This window comes from Streptococcus sp. SP8, assembly GCF_030440045.1.
Taxonomy (GTDB): Bacteria; Bacillota; Bacilli; order Lactobacillales; family Streptococcaceae; genus Streptococcus; species Streptococcus parasanguinis_I.
On record NZ_JAQFJL010000005.1, the window covers coordinates 32,959 to 48,889 of the forward strand.

General features: G+C 39.0%; 18 protein-coding genes and 1 riboswitch. Of the genes, 15 read left to right on the forward strand and 3 right to left on the reverse strand.

The window, feature by feature from the left end:
- The 6 genes from PCY11_RS05655 (at position 1) to PCY11_RS05680 (ending at position 4,223) form a co-directional block, all read left to right on the forward strand.
- Complete coding sequence (locus PCY11_RS05655; protein WP_023919990.1) at positions 1-408, forward strand: helix-turn-helix domain-containing protein; 408 nt, start codon at positions 1-3, stop codon at positions 406-408.
- A gap of 31 nt (positions 409-439) precedes the next feature.
- On the forward strand, positions 440-979 hold the full coding sequence (gene pgsA / locus PCY11_RS05660; protein WP_003009208.1) for a CDP-diacylglycerol--glycerol-3-phosphate 3-phosphatidyltransferase: 540 nt from the start codon (positions 440-442) through the stop codon (positions 977-979).
- Positions 980-1,804: an energy-coupling factor ABC transporter ATP-binding protein gene (locus tag PCY11_RS05665; RefSeq protein ID WP_021154153.1), complete on the forward strand. Its 825-nt coding sequence runs from the start codon at positions 980-982 to the stop codon at positions 1,802-1,804. It begins immediately after the preceding gene.
- Positions 1,789-2,631 carry an energy-coupling factor transporter ATPase gene (locus PCY11_RS05670; RefSeq protein ID WP_021154152.1) on the forward strand — a complete coding sequence of 281 codons (843 nt, stop codon included), beginning with the start codon at positions 1,789-1,791 and terminating at the stop codon, positions 2,629-2,631. The genes PCY11_RS05665 and PCY11_RS05670 overlap by 16 nt, the downstream gene beginning before the upstream one ends.
- Positions 2,624-3,421: an energy-coupling factor transporter transmembrane protein EcfT gene (locus tag PCY11_RS05675; RefSeq protein ID WP_024054768.1), complete on the forward strand. Its 798-nt coding sequence runs from the start codon at positions 2,624-2,626 to the stop codon at positions 3,419-3,421. The genes PCY11_RS05670 and PCY11_RS05675 overlap by 8 nt, the downstream gene beginning before the upstream one ends.
- 157 nt (positions 3,422-3,578) lie before the next feature.
- Positions 3,579-4,223 carry a LysM peptidoglycan-binding domain-containing protein gene (locus tag PCY11_RS05680; RefSeq protein ID WP_021154150.1) on the forward strand — a complete coding sequence of 215 codons (645 nt, stop codon included), beginning with the start codon at positions 3,579-3,581 and terminating at the stop codon, positions 4,221-4,223.
- A 25-nt stretch (positions 4,224-4,248) separates the two neighbouring features.
- Here PCY11_RS05680 and PCY11_RS05685 read toward each other — a convergent pair whose 3' ends face one another.
- From PCY11_RS05685 to sdaAB, 3 genes are read right to left on the reverse strand one after another with little or no spacing between them, the layout of a single operon-like run.
- Entirely contained in the window at positions 4,249-4,878 is a 630-nt protein-coding gene (locus PCY11_RS05685) for an HAD hydrolase-like protein (protein ID WP_049522615.1), read from the reverse strand.
- Between the two features lies 1 nt (position 4,879).
- Positions 4,880-5,752: an L-serine ammonia-lyase, iron-sulfur-dependent, subunit alpha gene (gene sdaAA, locus PCY11_RS05690; RefSeq protein WP_003002222.1), complete on the reverse strand. Its 873-nt coding sequence runs from the start codon at positions 5,750-5,752 to the stop codon at positions 4,880-4,882.
- Positions 5,753-5,761: 9 nt separating this feature from the next.
- Positions 5,762-6,433, reverse strand: a complete 672-nt coding sequence (gene sdaAB, locus PCY11_RS05695; RefSeq protein ID WP_003002135.1) for an L-serine ammonia-lyase, iron-sulfur-dependent subunit beta — start codon at positions 6,431-6,433, stop codon at positions 5,762-5,764.
- 228 nt (positions 6,434-6,661) lie between these two features.
- Between sdaAB and PCY11_RS05700 the strand changes: the two genes are divergently transcribed.
- The 9 genes from PCY11_RS05700 (at position 6,662) to PCY11_RS05740 (ending at position 15,778) form a co-directional block, all read left to right on the forward strand.
- Positions 6,662-7,204 carry a LysM peptidoglycan-binding domain-containing protein gene (locus PCY11_RS05700; RefSeq protein WP_003009194.1) on the forward strand — a complete coding sequence of 181 codons (543 nt, stop codon included), beginning with the start codon at positions 6,662-6,664 and terminating at the stop codon, positions 7,202-7,204.
- Between the two features lie 204 nt (positions 7,205-7,408).
- Positions 7,409-8,530 carry a tRNA 2-thiouridine(34) synthase MnmA gene (gene mnmA / locus PCY11_RS05705; RefSeq protein ID WP_024056473.1) on the forward strand — a complete coding sequence of 374 codons (1,122 nt, stop codon included), beginning with the start codon at positions 7,409-7,411 and terminating at the stop codon, positions 8,528-8,530.
- A 21-nt stretch (positions 8,531-8,551) separates the two neighbouring features.
- On the forward strand, positions 8,552-8,974 hold the full coding sequence (locus tag PCY11_RS05710) for an SseB family protein (protein ID WP_024056474.1): 423 nt from the start codon (positions 8,552-8,554) through the stop codon (positions 8,972-8,974).
- Between the two features lie 146 nt (positions 8,975-9,120).
- The gene (locus PCY11_RS05715) at positions 9,121-9,576 is read left to right on the forward strand and encodes an NUDIX hydrolase (protein WP_024056476.1); all 456 of its coding nucleotides are present in this window, start codon (positions 9,121-9,123) and stop codon (positions 9,574-9,576) included.
- Positions 9,577-9,586: 10 nt separating this feature from the next.
- Complete coding sequence (gene mnmG / locus PCY11_RS05720; protein WP_024056477.1) at positions 9,587-11,497, forward strand: tRNA uridine-5-carboxymethylaminomethyl(34) synthesis enzyme MnmG; 1,911 nt, start codon at positions 9,587-9,589, stop codon at positions 11,495-11,497.
- Between the two features lie 194 nt (positions 11,498-11,691).
- Complete coding sequence (locus PCY11_RS05725) at positions 11,692-13,671, forward strand: DHH family phosphoesterase (protein WP_042760252.1); 1,980 nt, start codon at positions 11,692-11,694, stop codon at positions 13,669-13,671.
- On the forward strand, positions 13,668-14,120 hold the full coding sequence (gene rplI / locus PCY11_RS05730) for a 50S ribosomal protein L9 (protein ID WP_024056479.1): 453 nt from the start codon (positions 13,668-13,670) through the stop codon (positions 14,118-14,120). Before PCY11_RS05725 ends, rplI begins: the two co-directional genes overlap by 4 nt.
- Positions 14,121-14,145: 25 nt before the next feature.
- A complete protein-coding gene (gene dnaB, locus PCY11_RS05735; RefSeq protein ID WP_014714093.1) occupies positions 14,146-15,504 on the forward strand; it encodes a replicative DNA helicase in 1,359 nt (452 codons plus the stop codon).
- 1 nt (position 15,505) lies between these two features.
- The gene (locus tag PCY11_RS05740) at positions 15,506-15,778 is read left to right on the forward strand and encodes a Veg family protein (protein WP_003009183.1); all 273 of its coding nucleotides are present in this window, start codon (positions 15,506-15,508) and stop codon (positions 15,776-15,778) included.
- Between the two features lie 34 nt (positions 15,779-15,812).
- Positions 15,813-15,914: riboswitch (TPP riboswitch) on the forward strand.
- Positions 15,915-15,931 lie beyond the last annotated feature (17 nt).

Sequence of the window (15,931 nt, forward strand, 5' to 3'; positions counted from 1 at the left end):
ATGAAGAAGAGAACGATTGGTCAAGTGTTAAGACTGTCAAGAGTAAATTTACACTTAAGTTTACAGGATGTGTCAAATAAGACAGCTATTGAAATTCCTTATATAGAAGCGTTGGAAAACGATGAGTTTGATCTATTACCGAGTCCCTTTTACGCTCAGATCTATCTTAAAAAATTAGCATGGGCTTTGGGATTAGATGAGTCCATCCTATTGACAGCTTTTCGTGAAGGAAAAGAATTGTTATTTGATGAAGAGATACTTGTAGATGACGAAGAGCTTCATTCAAGAAAATTAAGACAGAAAGCGAGCTGGTTACCAATCCTGTATTATCTACTAGTTAGTTTTGTCATTCTTGGTTTTGTGATTTATATCGTATATTTTTATGAGTTTACAGCATCTGTAAAATAGATGTAAAGATAGTTTATTTTTTGGAGGAAGTATGAAAAAAGAAAATATTCCTAATGCATTGACATTAATTCGGGTTGTGATGATTCCTATTTTTATTGCCATTTTAAGTTTAAGTCACTCTTACTTAGGACATATTGTAGCGGCAGTTATTTTTGCAATTGCTAGTATTACAGATTATTTAGATGGCTTTCTTGCACGAAAATGGAATGTAGTGAGTAATTTTGGTAAATTTGCCGATCCAATGGCAGATAAATTATTGGTCATGTCAGCCTTTATCATGATGATTGAATTAAAAATGGTTCCTGCTTGGATTGCAGCCGTTATCATTTGTCGTGAGTTAGCTGTTACTGGTTTGCGTCTTCTACTTGTTGAGACAGGTGGTACAGTTCTTGCTGCAGCCATGCCTGGAAAAATTAAAACCTTTAGCCAAATGTTTGCCATTATCTTTTTGCTTTGCCATTGGACTCTTCCAGGGCAAGTGTTGCTTTATATTGCATTGATTTTCACAATTTATTCTGGTTACGACTACTTTAAGGGAAGTAGCTATCTCTTTAAAGACACATTTAAATAAATGAAACAGATGATTGAGCTAAAAAATGTATCCTTTCGATACGATAAAACAGTAGAAGAGTATCAAATTGACACGGTTTCGTTTCACGTGAAACAAGGAGAGTGGCTTTCGATTGTTGGACACAATGGTAGTGGGAAATCTACAGTTGTACGCCTGATTGATGGTCTTTTGGAAGCTGAGTCTGGTGAGATTTACATTGATGGAAAACAACTGACTCGTGAAACCATATGGGAAATCCGTAGTAAAATTGGGATTGTATTTCAGAATCCTGATAACCAATTTGTTGGTGCGACAGTAGAAGATGATGTTGCCTTTGGTTTAGAAAATCAAGGAATTCCACGGGAAGAAATGTTTCAACGTGTGGAGAAGGCTATTGAGCAAGTTGGTATGCTGGAGTTTAAAGATCGCGAACCATCTCGTTTGTCAGGTGGTCAAAAGCAACGGGTGGCCATAGCAGGTATTATCGCCTTGAGACCAACGATTATTATCCTTGATGAAGCAACTAGTATGTTAGATCCAGAAGGTAGAGAGGATCTAATGGCGGTAATGAGAGAACTTCAGAAAAAATTTCAATTAACAATTATCTCCATTACCCATGATTTAACCGAAATTGCCTTAAGTGATCGAACACTCGTGTTTCAAAAAGGAAAACTAGAGTCTTCTATGACGCCGCGGGAATTGTTTTCAAGAAATGACCTCAATGAGATTGGACTAGATAAGCCTTTTAGTAAGCAGGTTCAAGAATCTCTCAGCTCGCATTTTCCGCTAAAACAGGATTATCTAACAGAAAGTGAGTTATTAGACCAATTATGGGAATCTCTTTAAAGAATGTCTATTATACTTATCAAGAGGGAAGTCCTTTTGAAGGGCAGGCGCTTTCTGATATTAGTTTGGAAATAAAAGATGGATCTTATACAGCCATTATCGGACATACTGGTAGTGGCAAGTCTACTTTGTTGCAATTACTAAATGGTTTACTGCGTCCGACTAAAGGAACGATTCAATTTGAAGATTTTGTTTTAGATAATCATTCTGAGCCAAAAGAAATGAAGTACCTGAGAAAAAAGGTTGGTTTGGTTTTTCAATTTCCAGAAAGTCAGCTGTTTGCAGAAACCGTTCTAGCTGATGTAGCCTTTGGACCACAGAATTTTGGGGTACCTAAGGACAAAGCGGAGGAAATAGCCAAAGAAAAATTAGCGATCGTTGGTTTAGAAGAGTCTATCTATGATAAAAGTCCATTTGAACTATCTGGTGGACAGATGAGACGGGTTGCGATCGCAGGTATTTTAGCTATCGAACCAGAGATTTTAGTATTGGACGAGCCAACAGCAGGTCTAGATCCTGCTGGAAGAAAGGAATTGATGGCGCTGTTTGAGACATTACATAAAAATGGGATGACCCTAGTTCTGGTAACTCATACGATGGATGATGTAGCAAATTTTGCTGATACTGTATTTGCTTTAGAAGCGGGAAAACTTGTCCTAAACGGATCCCCAAGGGAAGTGTTTCAACAGGTTGAGTATTTACAAAAACTTCAATTAGGAGTCCCACAAATTACGAATTTTGCTCTTCAATTGAAACGAAGAGGACTTCCTCTGGACAGACTACCAATCAAAATTGAGGAACTAAAGGAGCTGTTACTTCATGAATAATATGATTTTGGGAAGGTATATTCCTGGAAACTCCATTATCCACCAACTAGATCCTCGTGGGAAGTTGCTCTCAATGTTTTTATTCATATTTCTTCTGTTTTGGGCAAATAATATCCAGACAAATGTTCTTCTCTTTGGTTTTATTTTTGTTTTAATGTATCTAACGAGGATTTCGGTTAGTTTTTATATTAAAGGTTTAAAATCAATGATTTTTATCATTGCTTTTACAACCATTTTTCAATTATTTGCGACCTCTCAAGGAACTATTTTGTATCAATGGTGGTTTTTTAAATTAACCGACCAAGGATTGATGCAAGCCGCCATCATATTTTGTAGATTTATTTTAATCATTTTTTATTCGACGATTTTAACCGTGACGACGACACCATTGAGTTTAGCAGATGCTGTTGAAAAGATCCTCACACCACTAAAAATTATTAAAGTTCCAGCACATGAGATTGGGTTAATGCTATCTATGAGTTTGCGCTTTGTTCCAACTTTAGTGGATGATACGAATCGAATCATGAATGCGCAAAGGGCGCGTGGTGTTGATTTTGGTGAAGGAAATCTATTAAAAAGGATCCGTTCCTTCATTCCGATTCTCATTCCTTTGTTTGCCTCAAGTTTTAAACGCGCAGATGCATTAGCAATTGCGATGGAAGCGAGAGGGTACAAAGGCGGTGAAGGACGAACACGCTATCGGACTCTGCAGTGGGGAGTAAAAGATACCCTGGCATTGCTCGTTATTCTGTGCCTCATGTTGATAGTTTTTTATCTAAAAAATGGATAGAGCTAGTTGTATTGGTTCAAAAATAAGGAAAAAGCGCTATACAAAGCGCTTTTTACATTAAATTCACATATTCTTGTAACATTTGTAATATATTCTACAATAAACTGTAACATTTTGTGTGTATGATAGAATTATGTTCGAAAGGAGAATAGAATTCATGAACAGTAAAAAGTTCCAATGGACAGTCACTTCCCTACTTTCAGCAGCATCACTTTTCATTTCTGGTATTGCTACAGTGAATGCTGAAACTTACGAAGTGAAGTCTGGAGATACTCTATCAAAAATTGCACTAGAAAATAACACTTCAGTAGAAAATATTATTGCATCTAACAATCTGACCAATGAAGATTTGATCTATGCAGGACAAATTATTGAGTTAGGTGAGCGTTCAAAATCTATGATTGATAAAGTTGCTCCACAAGAGCAAGCAAAACCTGCTGAAAGTGCAACTACAGCAACTGCACAAACTGCTCAAAAACAAACAACTTATGCAGCAAATGCTGCAGTGACTTCTGCACAATCAACAAATGGTGGAATTGTTCTATCAAATGGGAATACTGCTGGAGAACAAGGATCTTATGCAGCTGCTCGTATGGCTGAAATGACTGGTGTACCTGCTTCTACTTGGGAAGCAATTATTGCCCGTGAATCAAATGGTCAAGTAAATGCAGCAAATGCTTCTGGTGCCAGTGGTTTGTTCCAAACAATGCCAGGTTGGGGTTCAACTGCAACAGTTGATGATCAAATCCAGGCTGCATACAATGCATATAGCTCACAAGGTTTATCAGCTTGGGGTTATTAAAAAAATAGGTTTACAACTTGTAAACCTATTTTTTTAATGTCTCAAGAATGTCAAGTGGAGAGTGACAAATAAAATCTGGTGAGTAAAGAAGTAGCTCTTCAAGATCTCCAAATCCCCAAGTGACGGCCATGGTTTTTATGCCAACTGTTTGACCTCCAATGAGGTCAAATTTTGTGTCTCCAATAATCACTGTCTCCTCTTTTGGAAGGTCATTGCTTGACAAGGCGTATCGAATGACATCGGCTTTGTGGATACGATCTGAATTTGATCCATAAATTCCTTTAAAGTATTTATCGATACCTAAATCTTGACACATCTGTAAAGCAACTGGTTCATGTTTTGAAGTAGTTACATAAAGAGGAATGTTTTCGTCTTGTAATGCTTTCAAAGCTTCTACTATCTGAGGAAACAGAGTTGATTTGTATTGACCTTTTTCATGATAATACTGGCGATAGATCATCACTGCTTGATCTACCAAAGTTTCAGGAAGGGTAGCTTCAAAACTAGAAATCAAAGGTGGTCCCATAAAACTACGGATAGTTTTGAGATCGGGTTGAGGAACCTTCAAAGTATCGAATGTATGTTGAAAGCTCTCTGTAATTCCCTTGGAACTGTCAACTAATGTTCCATCTAAATCAAAAAATAAGGCTTGCATGTTATTCTCCAAATATCTCTTTTTGTAATCTACGTCCGGTTGGTGTTGCTGCCAATCCTCCTTCAGCTGTTTCTCTAAAGGCAGTCGGAAGACTAGATCCAACTTGGTACATGGCGTCAATCACTTCATCAACAGGTATTTTTGATTCAATACCTGCTAAGGCCATATCAGCAGCAATGAAGGCATAGCTAGCTCCCATTGCGTTCCGTTTAACACATGGAACTTCCACGAGTCCTGCTACTGGATCACAAATGAGCCCAAGCATGTTTTTGATGACAAAACAGACTGCTTGACTCGCTTGATAAGGAGTTCCCCCAGCAGCTAGTGTCAATGCTGCTGCACTCATAGCTGAAGCAGAACCAACTTCTGCTTGACAACCACCTTCTGCACCTGAAATAGAAGCATTATTTGCGATCACTAAACCAAAAGCTCCAGCTGTCAGTAGAAAATCTAATTGTTGCTGACGGTTTAACCCTAATTTTTGAGTTGCTGCAGTGAGAACTGCGGGGAGGCAGCCAGCAGATCCTGCAGTGGGTGTTGCGCAGACCAGTCCCATCTTAGCATTGTGTTCGTTGACAGCAATAGCATTCTTCGCTGCGGTTAGGACGGTCAAGTCAGATAACGTTTTTCCTGATTTGATATAGCGATCTAATTTTGCGGCATCCCCACCGGTTAACCCACTACGAGAGTGGTTTTCATTTAACCCTAACTTTACAGAATCAATCATCACTTCTAAATTACGGGTCATTAATCGTAGGACTTCTTCTCGTTCACGACCGGTTAGTTCAAATTCAGTTGCAATCATTAACTCTGCGACGTTTCCTTCGTATTGTGTGCTTGCTTGTTCTACGAGGTCTACAATTGAATAAAACATATGAACTCCTTATTTGAAAAAGTTGACATTATGAAGATGAGGAATTTTACGGATATCTTCGATCGCTGCTTCACAACTTCTTGAGTCAACTTCTATAATCATAATCGCTTTTTCTCCAGCTTTTTCCCGTGTTACATTCATTTGTGCAATGTTAATATCATAGCGAGAAAGAGCTTCTGTCACATGAGCGATCATTCCAGGGACGTCCTGGTGAACAATGATAATGGTTGGAGTATTCATATTTAGCGAGATGGCAAAGCCATTTAACTCAGTAACCTGTATGTTCCCACCACCAATTGAGATTCCAGTGACAGAAATCGTTTTATGATCATTTTTAACAGTAATAGTCGTTGTATTTGGGTGAGGAGCATTGCTTTCTTTTTGAATAGACCAAACAATCCGAATGCCTCGTTCATGTGCAATTTTTAGACTATCTGGGATTCTAGGATCATCTGTGTCCATTCCTAAGATGCCCGCTACTAAGGCTAAATCTGTTCCATGACCACGATAGGTTTTGGCGAAGGAATTAAATAATTGGAACTCAACTTCTTTTGGTTCCTCTCCAAAGATAGAAGAAACAATTTTACCAATTCGAACAGCACCTGCAGTGTGACTACTGGATGGGCCGATCATCACAGGTCCAATAATATCAAAAACTGATTGGAATTTTAAAGAGTTCATGCTCTGCTCCTTTGTGATCACTTTACTTCATTATATCAGATATGGCTGATGATTTCTTCTATTTTTCCCGAAATATCTGAGAAATCTTAAAGGGGGCTTAAAGCATTTATATTATCCTGGATTTTTAGTATTTCTAACATCTGACTGAAATATTTGACACATTATTTCAATAAATATGAAATATTTCTTGTGTAGTATAGAGGTATACCAATAAAGGAGTACATAATAATGAATAAAAAACAAATGATGAAACGAATTATTGGACTTAGTTTACTTGCAGGACTTTTCCTTCCAATTGTAGCGAATGCAGATTCTTATACTGTAAAATCAGGTGATACTTTATCAGCTATTGCTAAAGAGAAGAACACAACGGTTGATGCGATTGCTAAGAAAAATAAGATTAGTAACGTGAATCTCATCTCAGTTGGTCAAGTTCTTGAGATTGAAGATGCAAATACAACGCAGAAAACCACGGAGCAAGCTCCTGCTAGTAAAACTGATACTACACAAGCAACAACTACTGTCTCTGCTTCAGATGGCTTGAGTGCGGAAGATGCAGCTGCTAAGGAATGGATTGCCCAAAAAGAGTCAAGTGGTAGCTATACAGCACAAAATGGCCAATATTATGGCCGTTACCAATTGACTATCACTTATTTGAATGGTGATTTATCACCTGCAAACCAAGAAAAAGTAGCCAATCAATATGTTGTCAACCGTTATGGATCATGGTCAGCAGCTAAAAATTTCTGGTTGGCAAATGGCTGGTATTAAATTCGTTTAAAAAGAGTTCTTGAATAGGACTCTTTTTAAATTTACAGACTTGTAAACCCATCGATCCTGATCAACAAAAAGAATAGTAAGATGCTTGTTTTCTAATATAAAGCGTGTTAAAATGGTAACTGCTCAAAACGACCTTCAATCGTTGAAGCAAACCACGACCTTCAATCGTGAGAAACGAAAAGATGGGAGAAATCTATGAGTGATAACTCGAAAACACGTGTTGTTGTTGGTATGAGTGGTGGTGTGGATTCATCTGTAACAGCTTTATTATTAAAGCAACAGGGTTACGATGTCATCGGTATCTTCATGAAAAACTGGGACGACACAGACGAAAATGGCATCTGTACAGCTACAGAAGATTACAAAGATGTAGCAGCGGTTGCAGACCAAATTGGCATTCCTTACTATTCTGTCAACTTTGAGAAAGAATACTGGGATCGTGTCTTTGAATATTTCCTTGCCGAATACCGAGCTGGTCGAACACCAAATCCGGATGTCATGTGTAATAAGGAAATCAAATTTAAGGCCTTTTTAGATTATGCTATGACACTCGGTGCAGATTATGTAGCGACAGGGCACTATGCGCGTGTGGCGCGTGATGAGGATGGCATTGTCCATATGTTACGTGGCGTTGACAACGGGAAGGATCAAACTTATTTCTTAAGCCAACTGTCACAAGAACAACTTCAAAAAACCATGTTCCCATTGGGACATTTGGAAAAGCCTGAGGTTCGCCGTCTAGCTGAAGAAGCTGGATTGGCAACAGCTAAAAAGAAAGACTCAACTGGAATTTGCTTTATCGGAGAAAAGAATTTCAAAGAATTTCTAGGGAACTACCTTCCTGCCCAACCAGGTCGAATGATGACCATCGATGGACGAGATATGGGTGAACATGCTGGTTTGATGTATTACACAATCGGTCAACGGGGTGGACTTGGAATTGGTGGCCAACAAGGTGGAGACAATGCTCCATGGTTTGTAGTTGGGAAAGACCTCAGTCAAAATATTCTTTATGTCGGTCAAGGCTTCTACCATGAAGCATTGATGTCAACAAGTTTACAGGCTAGTCAAGTTCACTTTACACGAGATATGCCAGAAGAGTTTACATTAGAGTGTACAGCTAAGTTCCGCTATCGTCAACCAGATTCTAAGGTAACTGTACACGTTAAAGGTGACAAGGCAGAAGTGGTTTTTGCAGAACCTCAACGAGCCATTACACCAGGACAAGCTGTTGTTTTTTACGACGGTGAAGAGTGTCTAGGCGGTGGCTTGATTGACAATGCTTATCGGGATGGAAAAGTTTGTCAGTATATTTAGAATTTTCTAGGAGGAACGAAAGTGTTTCAGTTCTTTAAGAAAAAAATAGAGAACACAAAGACTATCTCTGATTATAAGAAACAATATTTGAGGGAAAAAACGACGGAGTCAATTGAAGCTTTGTTCAAGGAATTGAAGAAATCTAAAGTTTGGGTTCCCTTTAATGCTTCTTTAATGGATGGGAGTGACGAACAAGAAGGTATTCGTCTAAAACCGGATATTCTACGAAAGGGAGACGACTACTTTTATCCTTGTTTCTTGACGGAACAGGATATTCCTAAAGATTATTACGATCGTTTTTCTTGGCTGCAATTACCTTTTACGGACTGTTTATTTACTGCAGAAAGGATAGGAAAGTTTCCAGTGAGAGGGATTGTTCTAGATGCATTCTCTGATCCAGTTGAGATTGACAAAGGAGTTTTTGAAGCAATCCGTCAGTCTTAGTATATTTAAATTGACAAATTTTCTCAATTTGCTACAATGATAAAAGCAATAGAAATGATGGTCAAAGCTCATGGATGTTGTAGGCTTTTTTGTCCTGCACTTCTCAGAGTTTTGACTATTTTTGTGTGATTTCGAAAGGAAGTAAAATGAGGCAACAGGATTTTCGGACGAAAATAGGTTCTACTGTTTTTGGTGTGAGAGCGACTGCTTTGATTGTAAAAGATAATCGCTTGTTCGTCATAGAAGATGAGGACGGCTGTTATACAATCGGAGGTGCTATTCAAGTCAATGAAACTACAGAAGATGCTGTAGTTCGGGAAGTAAAAGAGGAACTTGGTGTTACATCTAAAGCAGGTCCACTAGCTTTCGTGGTTGAAAATCACTTTGAACAAGCTGGAATCCACTACCATAACATTGAATTTCATTATTTTGTGGACTTGCTGGAAGATGCACCTTTGGTCATGCAGGAAGATACAAAGCAATTACCTTGCCGTTGGATTGCTTTAGATGAATTACATACTGTTGACCTGAAACCGGCTTTTTTAAAATCAGCCCTACCAGACTGGGACGGAAAATTACGACACATCCATCTTGAGAAATAGGAGAAATAGAATGAATAATAACTTTATAGAAGAATACGATATCATTGTAATCGGTGCGGGGCATGCGGGAGTAGAAGCCTCTCTAGCTGCTAGTCGTATGGGTTGTAAGGTCTTACTTGCGACTATTAACATTGAAATGCTGGCTTTTATGCCTTGTAATCCCTCTATTGGTGGTTCTGCTAAGGGGATTGTCGTGCGTGAAGTCGATGCCCTCGGTGGAGAAATGGCGAAGAATATCGACAAGACCTACATCCAAATGAAAATGCTCAATACTGGTAAAGGTCCTGCGGTTCGTGCACTTCGGGCTCAAGCAGATAAAGAACTTTACTCAAAAGAAATGCGGAAAACGGTTGAAAACCAAGAAAATTTAACTCTTCGCCAAACTATGATTGATGAGATTTTGGTGGAGAATGGTAAGGTTGTTGGTGTAAGGACTGCCACTCACCAAGAGTATGGGGCAAAGGCTGTTATTGTCACTACTGGGACAGCTTTGCGCGGAGAAATTATCATTGGAGATCTCAAGTATTCGTCAGGACCTAATCATAGTCTAGCTTCTATCAATTTGGCCGATAATCTCAAACAACTAGGATTAGAAATTGGACGTTTCAAAACAGGGACACCACCTCGTGTAAAGGCATCGTCAATTAATTATGACGAAACGGAAATTCAACCTGGAGATGAAGCTCCAAATCATTTTTCTTATACATCGCGTGATGAAGATTATGTAAAGGATCAGGTTCCTTGTTGGTTGACTTATACGAATGGGCATAGCCATGAAATTATCCAGAATAATTTACACCGGGCACCTATGTTTACAGGGGTTGTAAAGGGAGTAGGTCCTCGCTATTGTCCATCCATTGAGGATAAAATTGTCCGTTTTGCTGACAAAGAGCGTCATCAACTATTCTTAGAACCTGAGGGACGAAATACAGAAGAAGTCTATGTTCAAGGGCTGTCAACGAGTTTACCAGAGGATGTTCAACGGGATCTCGTCCATTCTATTAAGGGGCTTGAGAAGGCAGAAATGATGCGAACGGGTTATGCGATTGAGTATGATATGGTTTTGCCTCATCAATTGCGCGCAACTTTAGAAACCAAGAAAATTTCAGGTCTCTTTACAGCTGGCCAAACCAATGGAACGTCTGGCTATGAGGAAGCTGCTGGTCAAGGAATTATTGCAGGGATCAATGCGGCTCTAAAAATCCAAGGAAAACCAGAACTCATTTTGAAACGCAGTGATGGTTATATTGGGGTCATGATCGATGATTTGGTAACAAAGGGAACGATCGAACCGTATCGTTTGTTAACAAGCCGTGCAGAATACCGTCTGATTTTGCGTCATGATAATGCCGATATGCGCTTGACAGAAATGGGACGAGCAATTGGATTGGTAGATGATGAACGTTGGCAACGTTTCGAAACCAAGAAGTATCAGTTTGAAAACGAGATGAAGCGTTTAGATAGTATTAAGTTAAAGCCTGTAAAGGAAACCAATGAAAAGATTGCTGCAATGGGCTTTAAACCATTGACAGATGCTGTCACTGCTAAAGAATTCTTGCGACGACCAGAAGTCTCTTACCAAGATGTGGTAGAATTTATCGGTCCTGCAGCTGAAGAACTGGATGATAAAATCATTGAATTGATTGAAACTGAAATTAAATACGAAGGCTATATCTCAAAAGCAATGGACCAAGTCGAAAAAATGAAGCGTATGGAAGAAAAACGAATTCCTGCGAATATTGACTGGGATGATATTGACTCTATTGCAACCGAAGCGCGTCAAAAATTTAAATTAATTAATCCAGAAACGATTGGTCAAGCAAGTCGTATCTCAGGTGTCAATCCAGCGGATATCTCTATTTTAATGGTTTACTTGGAAGGTAAATCTCGGAGTATCTCCAAAAACAAAGCAAACCACTAATCAAATGGGGCTGAGATGATGTTTCAGCCTCAATTTTATGGATTGAAATCTGTTGTTACTATTTACACAGTTGTAAACCTTGTTTACAAAGTAGTGAAGCCGAGGAAGAGCTTTTACAGGTCGATCTTCTCTGTAATATAGAGAGAAACCTCGCTTTTTACCTCTATTTATGGTATAATTCCGAGAAGAGGTTTATGATGAAAAAATTTCGTTTATCGTTCATCCATTATGTGTTAATTGGTTTTATTTCATTTGCAATTTTAGCAATTTTTTTAAGAATCTTTGGCAAAGGCTATGTAACTCTCATTGCAATTTTTTTAGTCTTAGCTGGATTGATTGCTTTATTTGAATACCAGTTACAAATTTCAGAGTTAGATGAATTAGAACAAATACAATATGTTAACCATCAGGCAGAAAGCGGATTAGCATCCCTCCTTGATAAAATGCCTGTTGGAGTTATCAAGATTAATGAAGAATCAAATGAAGTAGAGTGGTTCAACCCTTATGCTGAATTGATTTTTTCAACAGATGATGGAGACTTTGATGTTGAATCCTTGAAAAAGTTACTCAATACTCTGTTTGAGGATAAAGGTCATTATGTCACTGTAGCCGATAAGAAATATTCTGTTTACTTTGATCAGACGTCTAGTGTTGTTTACTTTTTTGATGTTTCAAGTGAGTATGAAGCAACTGTGGGATTGGTGACAACTCGTCCCGTTATCGGTATTATTTCTGTTGATAACTATGATGATCTAGAAGATGTCATTTCAGACTCTGATATTAGCAATATCAATAGTTTTATTGCCAACTTTGTAGAAGAGTTTACAGCTCATTACCATATGTTTTACAGACGTGTGGGGATGGATCGTTTCTATTTGTTTACAGACTACACGGTCTTAGAACAGTTGATGGAATCAAAATTTTCTGTCATCGATCAATTCCGTGAAGAAGCTAAAAATCGTGAGCTACCTATTACCTTAAGTATGGGATTCTCGTATGGTGACGGGGAGCATGATGAGATTGGTAAAGTGGCTCTCTTGAACCTAAACCTTGCGGAAGTTCGTGGTGGGGATCAAGCAGTAGTCAAAGAAAACGATGAACAGAAAAACCCTATTTTCTTTGGTGGTGGAACAGCTTCTGCTGTGAAGCGGACGCGGACTCGCACACGCGCTATGATGACAGCTATTTCGGATAAGATTAAATCCGTTGATCAAGTTTTCATTGTTGGGCATAGAAACTTGGATATGGACGCTTTAGGAGCGTCTGTGGGAATGCAGTTTTTCTCTAGCAATATTTTGGCTTCCTCTTATGTGGTCTATGACCCGCATGCAATGGCTAGTGATATTTCAAGAGCAATTGCGAAACTAGAAGAAGAGCAGGTAACGAAAATCCTTCCCCTAGAGGAAGCCATGCAAATGGTGACGGATCGCTCTTTGTTAATTATGGTTGACCATTCTAAGACAGCCTTGACCCTTTCTAAAGAATTTTATCAGGAATTCCAACAGATTATTGTCATTGACCATCATCGTCGGGATGATGATTTCCCTGAAAATGTTCTGATCACCTATATTGAAAGTGGAGCAAGTAGTGCGAGCGAATTGGTTAGTGAACTTATTCAGTTCCAGAAGTCGAAGAAAAATCGGTTAACGAAGATTCAAGCTAGTGTCTTGATGGCTGGAATTATGCTGGATACTAAGAACTTCTCCGCACGTGTTACGAGTCGGACCTTTGATGTGGCGAGTTACCTTCGTTCAAGAGGTAGTGATAGTGTAACCATCCAGGAGATCTCTGCGATTCAGTTTGATGAGTACCGCGAAGTGAACGAACTGATCTTGACTGGTGAAAAGATTTTGCCGCATATCATCGTAGCTTGTGCCAATACGACTAAAGCCTATGATTCAGTAACTATTAGTAAAGCAGCTGATAGTATGCTAGCCATGTCTGAGGTGGAAGCAACCTTTGTCATTGCTTGTAATCAAAGTGGAACTGTCTCGATTTCTGCACGAAGTCGAAGCAAAGTCAATGTACAGCGTATCATGGAACAGCTTGGCGGAGGAGGTCATTTCAACTCGGCGGCTTCTCAAATTGAGGGTCAAGATTTAATGAGTATTCGTCAACAACTGATTGAGACTATTGAAAACGAAGTAACTATTGAAAAGGAGAATGTAGAATGAAAGTTATTTTCTTAGCGGATGTAAAAGGTAAAGGTAAAAAGGGCGAAATTAAAGAAGTGCCTACTGGTTATGCACAAAACTTTTTGATCAAAAAAAATCTTGCGAAAGAAGCCAATGCCCAAGCAATCGGTGAGCTTCGTGGAAAACAAAAGTCAGAAGAAAAAGCGCATGCTGAATTGTTAGCGGAAGCGCAAAAGATTAAAGCAAAATTAGAAGAAGAAGCAACTGTTGTTCAATTCACTGAAAAAATTGGGCCAGATGGCCGTACTTTCGGCTCTATTACTAATAAAAAGATTGCAGAAGAGCTTGAGAAACAATTTGGCATTAAAATTGATAAACGTCATATCCAAGTTTCCTCTCCAATTCGTTCAACAGGTTTGATTGACATCCCTGTAAAAATTTATCAAGATGTTACAGGTGTGATTAATATTCGTGTAAATGAAGGGTAAACACGATCGATAGAAAGGTTTTTTTATGGCTGAGATAGAGGAATTACGAACACAACCTCAGGATATCCAAGCGGAGCAATCAGTGTTGGGAGCCATCTTTATTGATGAGGGGAAATTGGTCTTTGTTCGTGAATATATCGAGCCTGGCGATTTCTTTAAGTACTCGCACCGTTTGATTTTTAAAGCCATGATCGATCTAGCTGACCGCGGGGATGCGATTGATGCGACGACTGTTCGAAATATTTTAGATAGTCAGGGGGATCTCCAAAATATTGGCGGTCTCTCCTATTTGGTAGAAGTCATTAATTCGGTACCAACTTCAGCTAACGCGGAGTATTACGCGAAGATTGTTGCCGAAAAAGCTGTCTTACGTCGATTGATCTCTCGATTAACGGAAAGTATTAATCAAGCTTATGATGGTGCAAGTCCTTCAGATGAAATCATTGCGGGTGCTGAAAAAGCTCTGATTGATGTTAGTGAAAACGCAAATCGTAGTGGATTTAAAAATATTCGAGACATCTTGAATATAAATTTTGGTAGCTTAGAAGCCCGTTCGCTTCAAACCTCTGATATCACGGGTATTGCGACAGGCTATCGCGATTTGGACCATATGACGACGGGGCTACATGAGGAAGAATTGATTATTTTAGCGGCTCGTCCTGCGGTAGGGAAAACAGCCTTTGCTCTAAATATTGCTCAAAATATCGGGACAAAGTTGGATAAGACAGTGGCTATTTTCTCATTAGAAATGGGTGCTGAAAGTTTGGTAGACCGGATGCTAGCTGCTGAAGGCTTGATTGAATCCCATTCGATTCGTACAGGTCAATTGACGGATGAAGAGTGGCGGAAATATGCCATTGCTCAAGGAAATTTGGCCAATGCGAGTATTTACATCGATGATACCCCAGGAATTCGGATCACTGAGATTCGTTCGAGAGCAAGAAAATTGGCGCAGGAAACAGGGAATCTCGGTCTTATCCTGATTGACTATCTGCAACTGATTACAGGGACTGGAAGAGAAAACCGTCAACAGGAAGTTTCAGAAATTTCTCGTCAGTTAAAAATTTTGGCGAAGGAACTAAAAGTTCCCGTCATTGCTTTGAGTCAGCTATCACGTGGTGTGGAACAGCGCCAAGACAAACGTCCTGTTCTTTCTGATATTCGTGAATCTGGATCGATTGAGCAGGATGCGGATATTGTTGCTTTCTTGTACCGTGATGATTATTATGATCGAGCTGGTGAAGAGGAAGAAGATGGAATGCCCAATAATACGGTTGAAGTGATTATCGAGAAAAACCGTTCAGGTGCGCGTGGGACAGTCGAATTAATATTCCAAAAGGAATACAATAAATTCTCAAGTATTTCAAAGAGAGAGGATCAATAAGATGAGTGATGCATTTACAGATGTTGCAAAAATGAAAAAAATTAAAGAAGAGATCAAGGCCCATGAAGGACAAGTGGTTGAAATGACGCTTGAAAATGGACGGAAACGTCAAAAAAATAAATTTGGACGCTTGATTGAGGTCTATCCTTCTTTATTTATTATCGAGTATACGAACGACAATAGCTTACCAGGTGAACCAGCTAATACATACGTGGAGTCTTACACCTATTCAGATATTTTAACAGAGAAGAATTTAATTCGTTATTTGGATTAATTTCTTGCTTTTATCGTCTAAATCAGTTATTATAATAAATACATATGGGAGTCTGTGTACAGTCTGAGAGGAAGTGTAAGCTTCGACCGCACCTGATCTGGGTAATGCCAGCGTAGGAAACAAATGAAATGTATTTTTCGTTATGAGTGACCT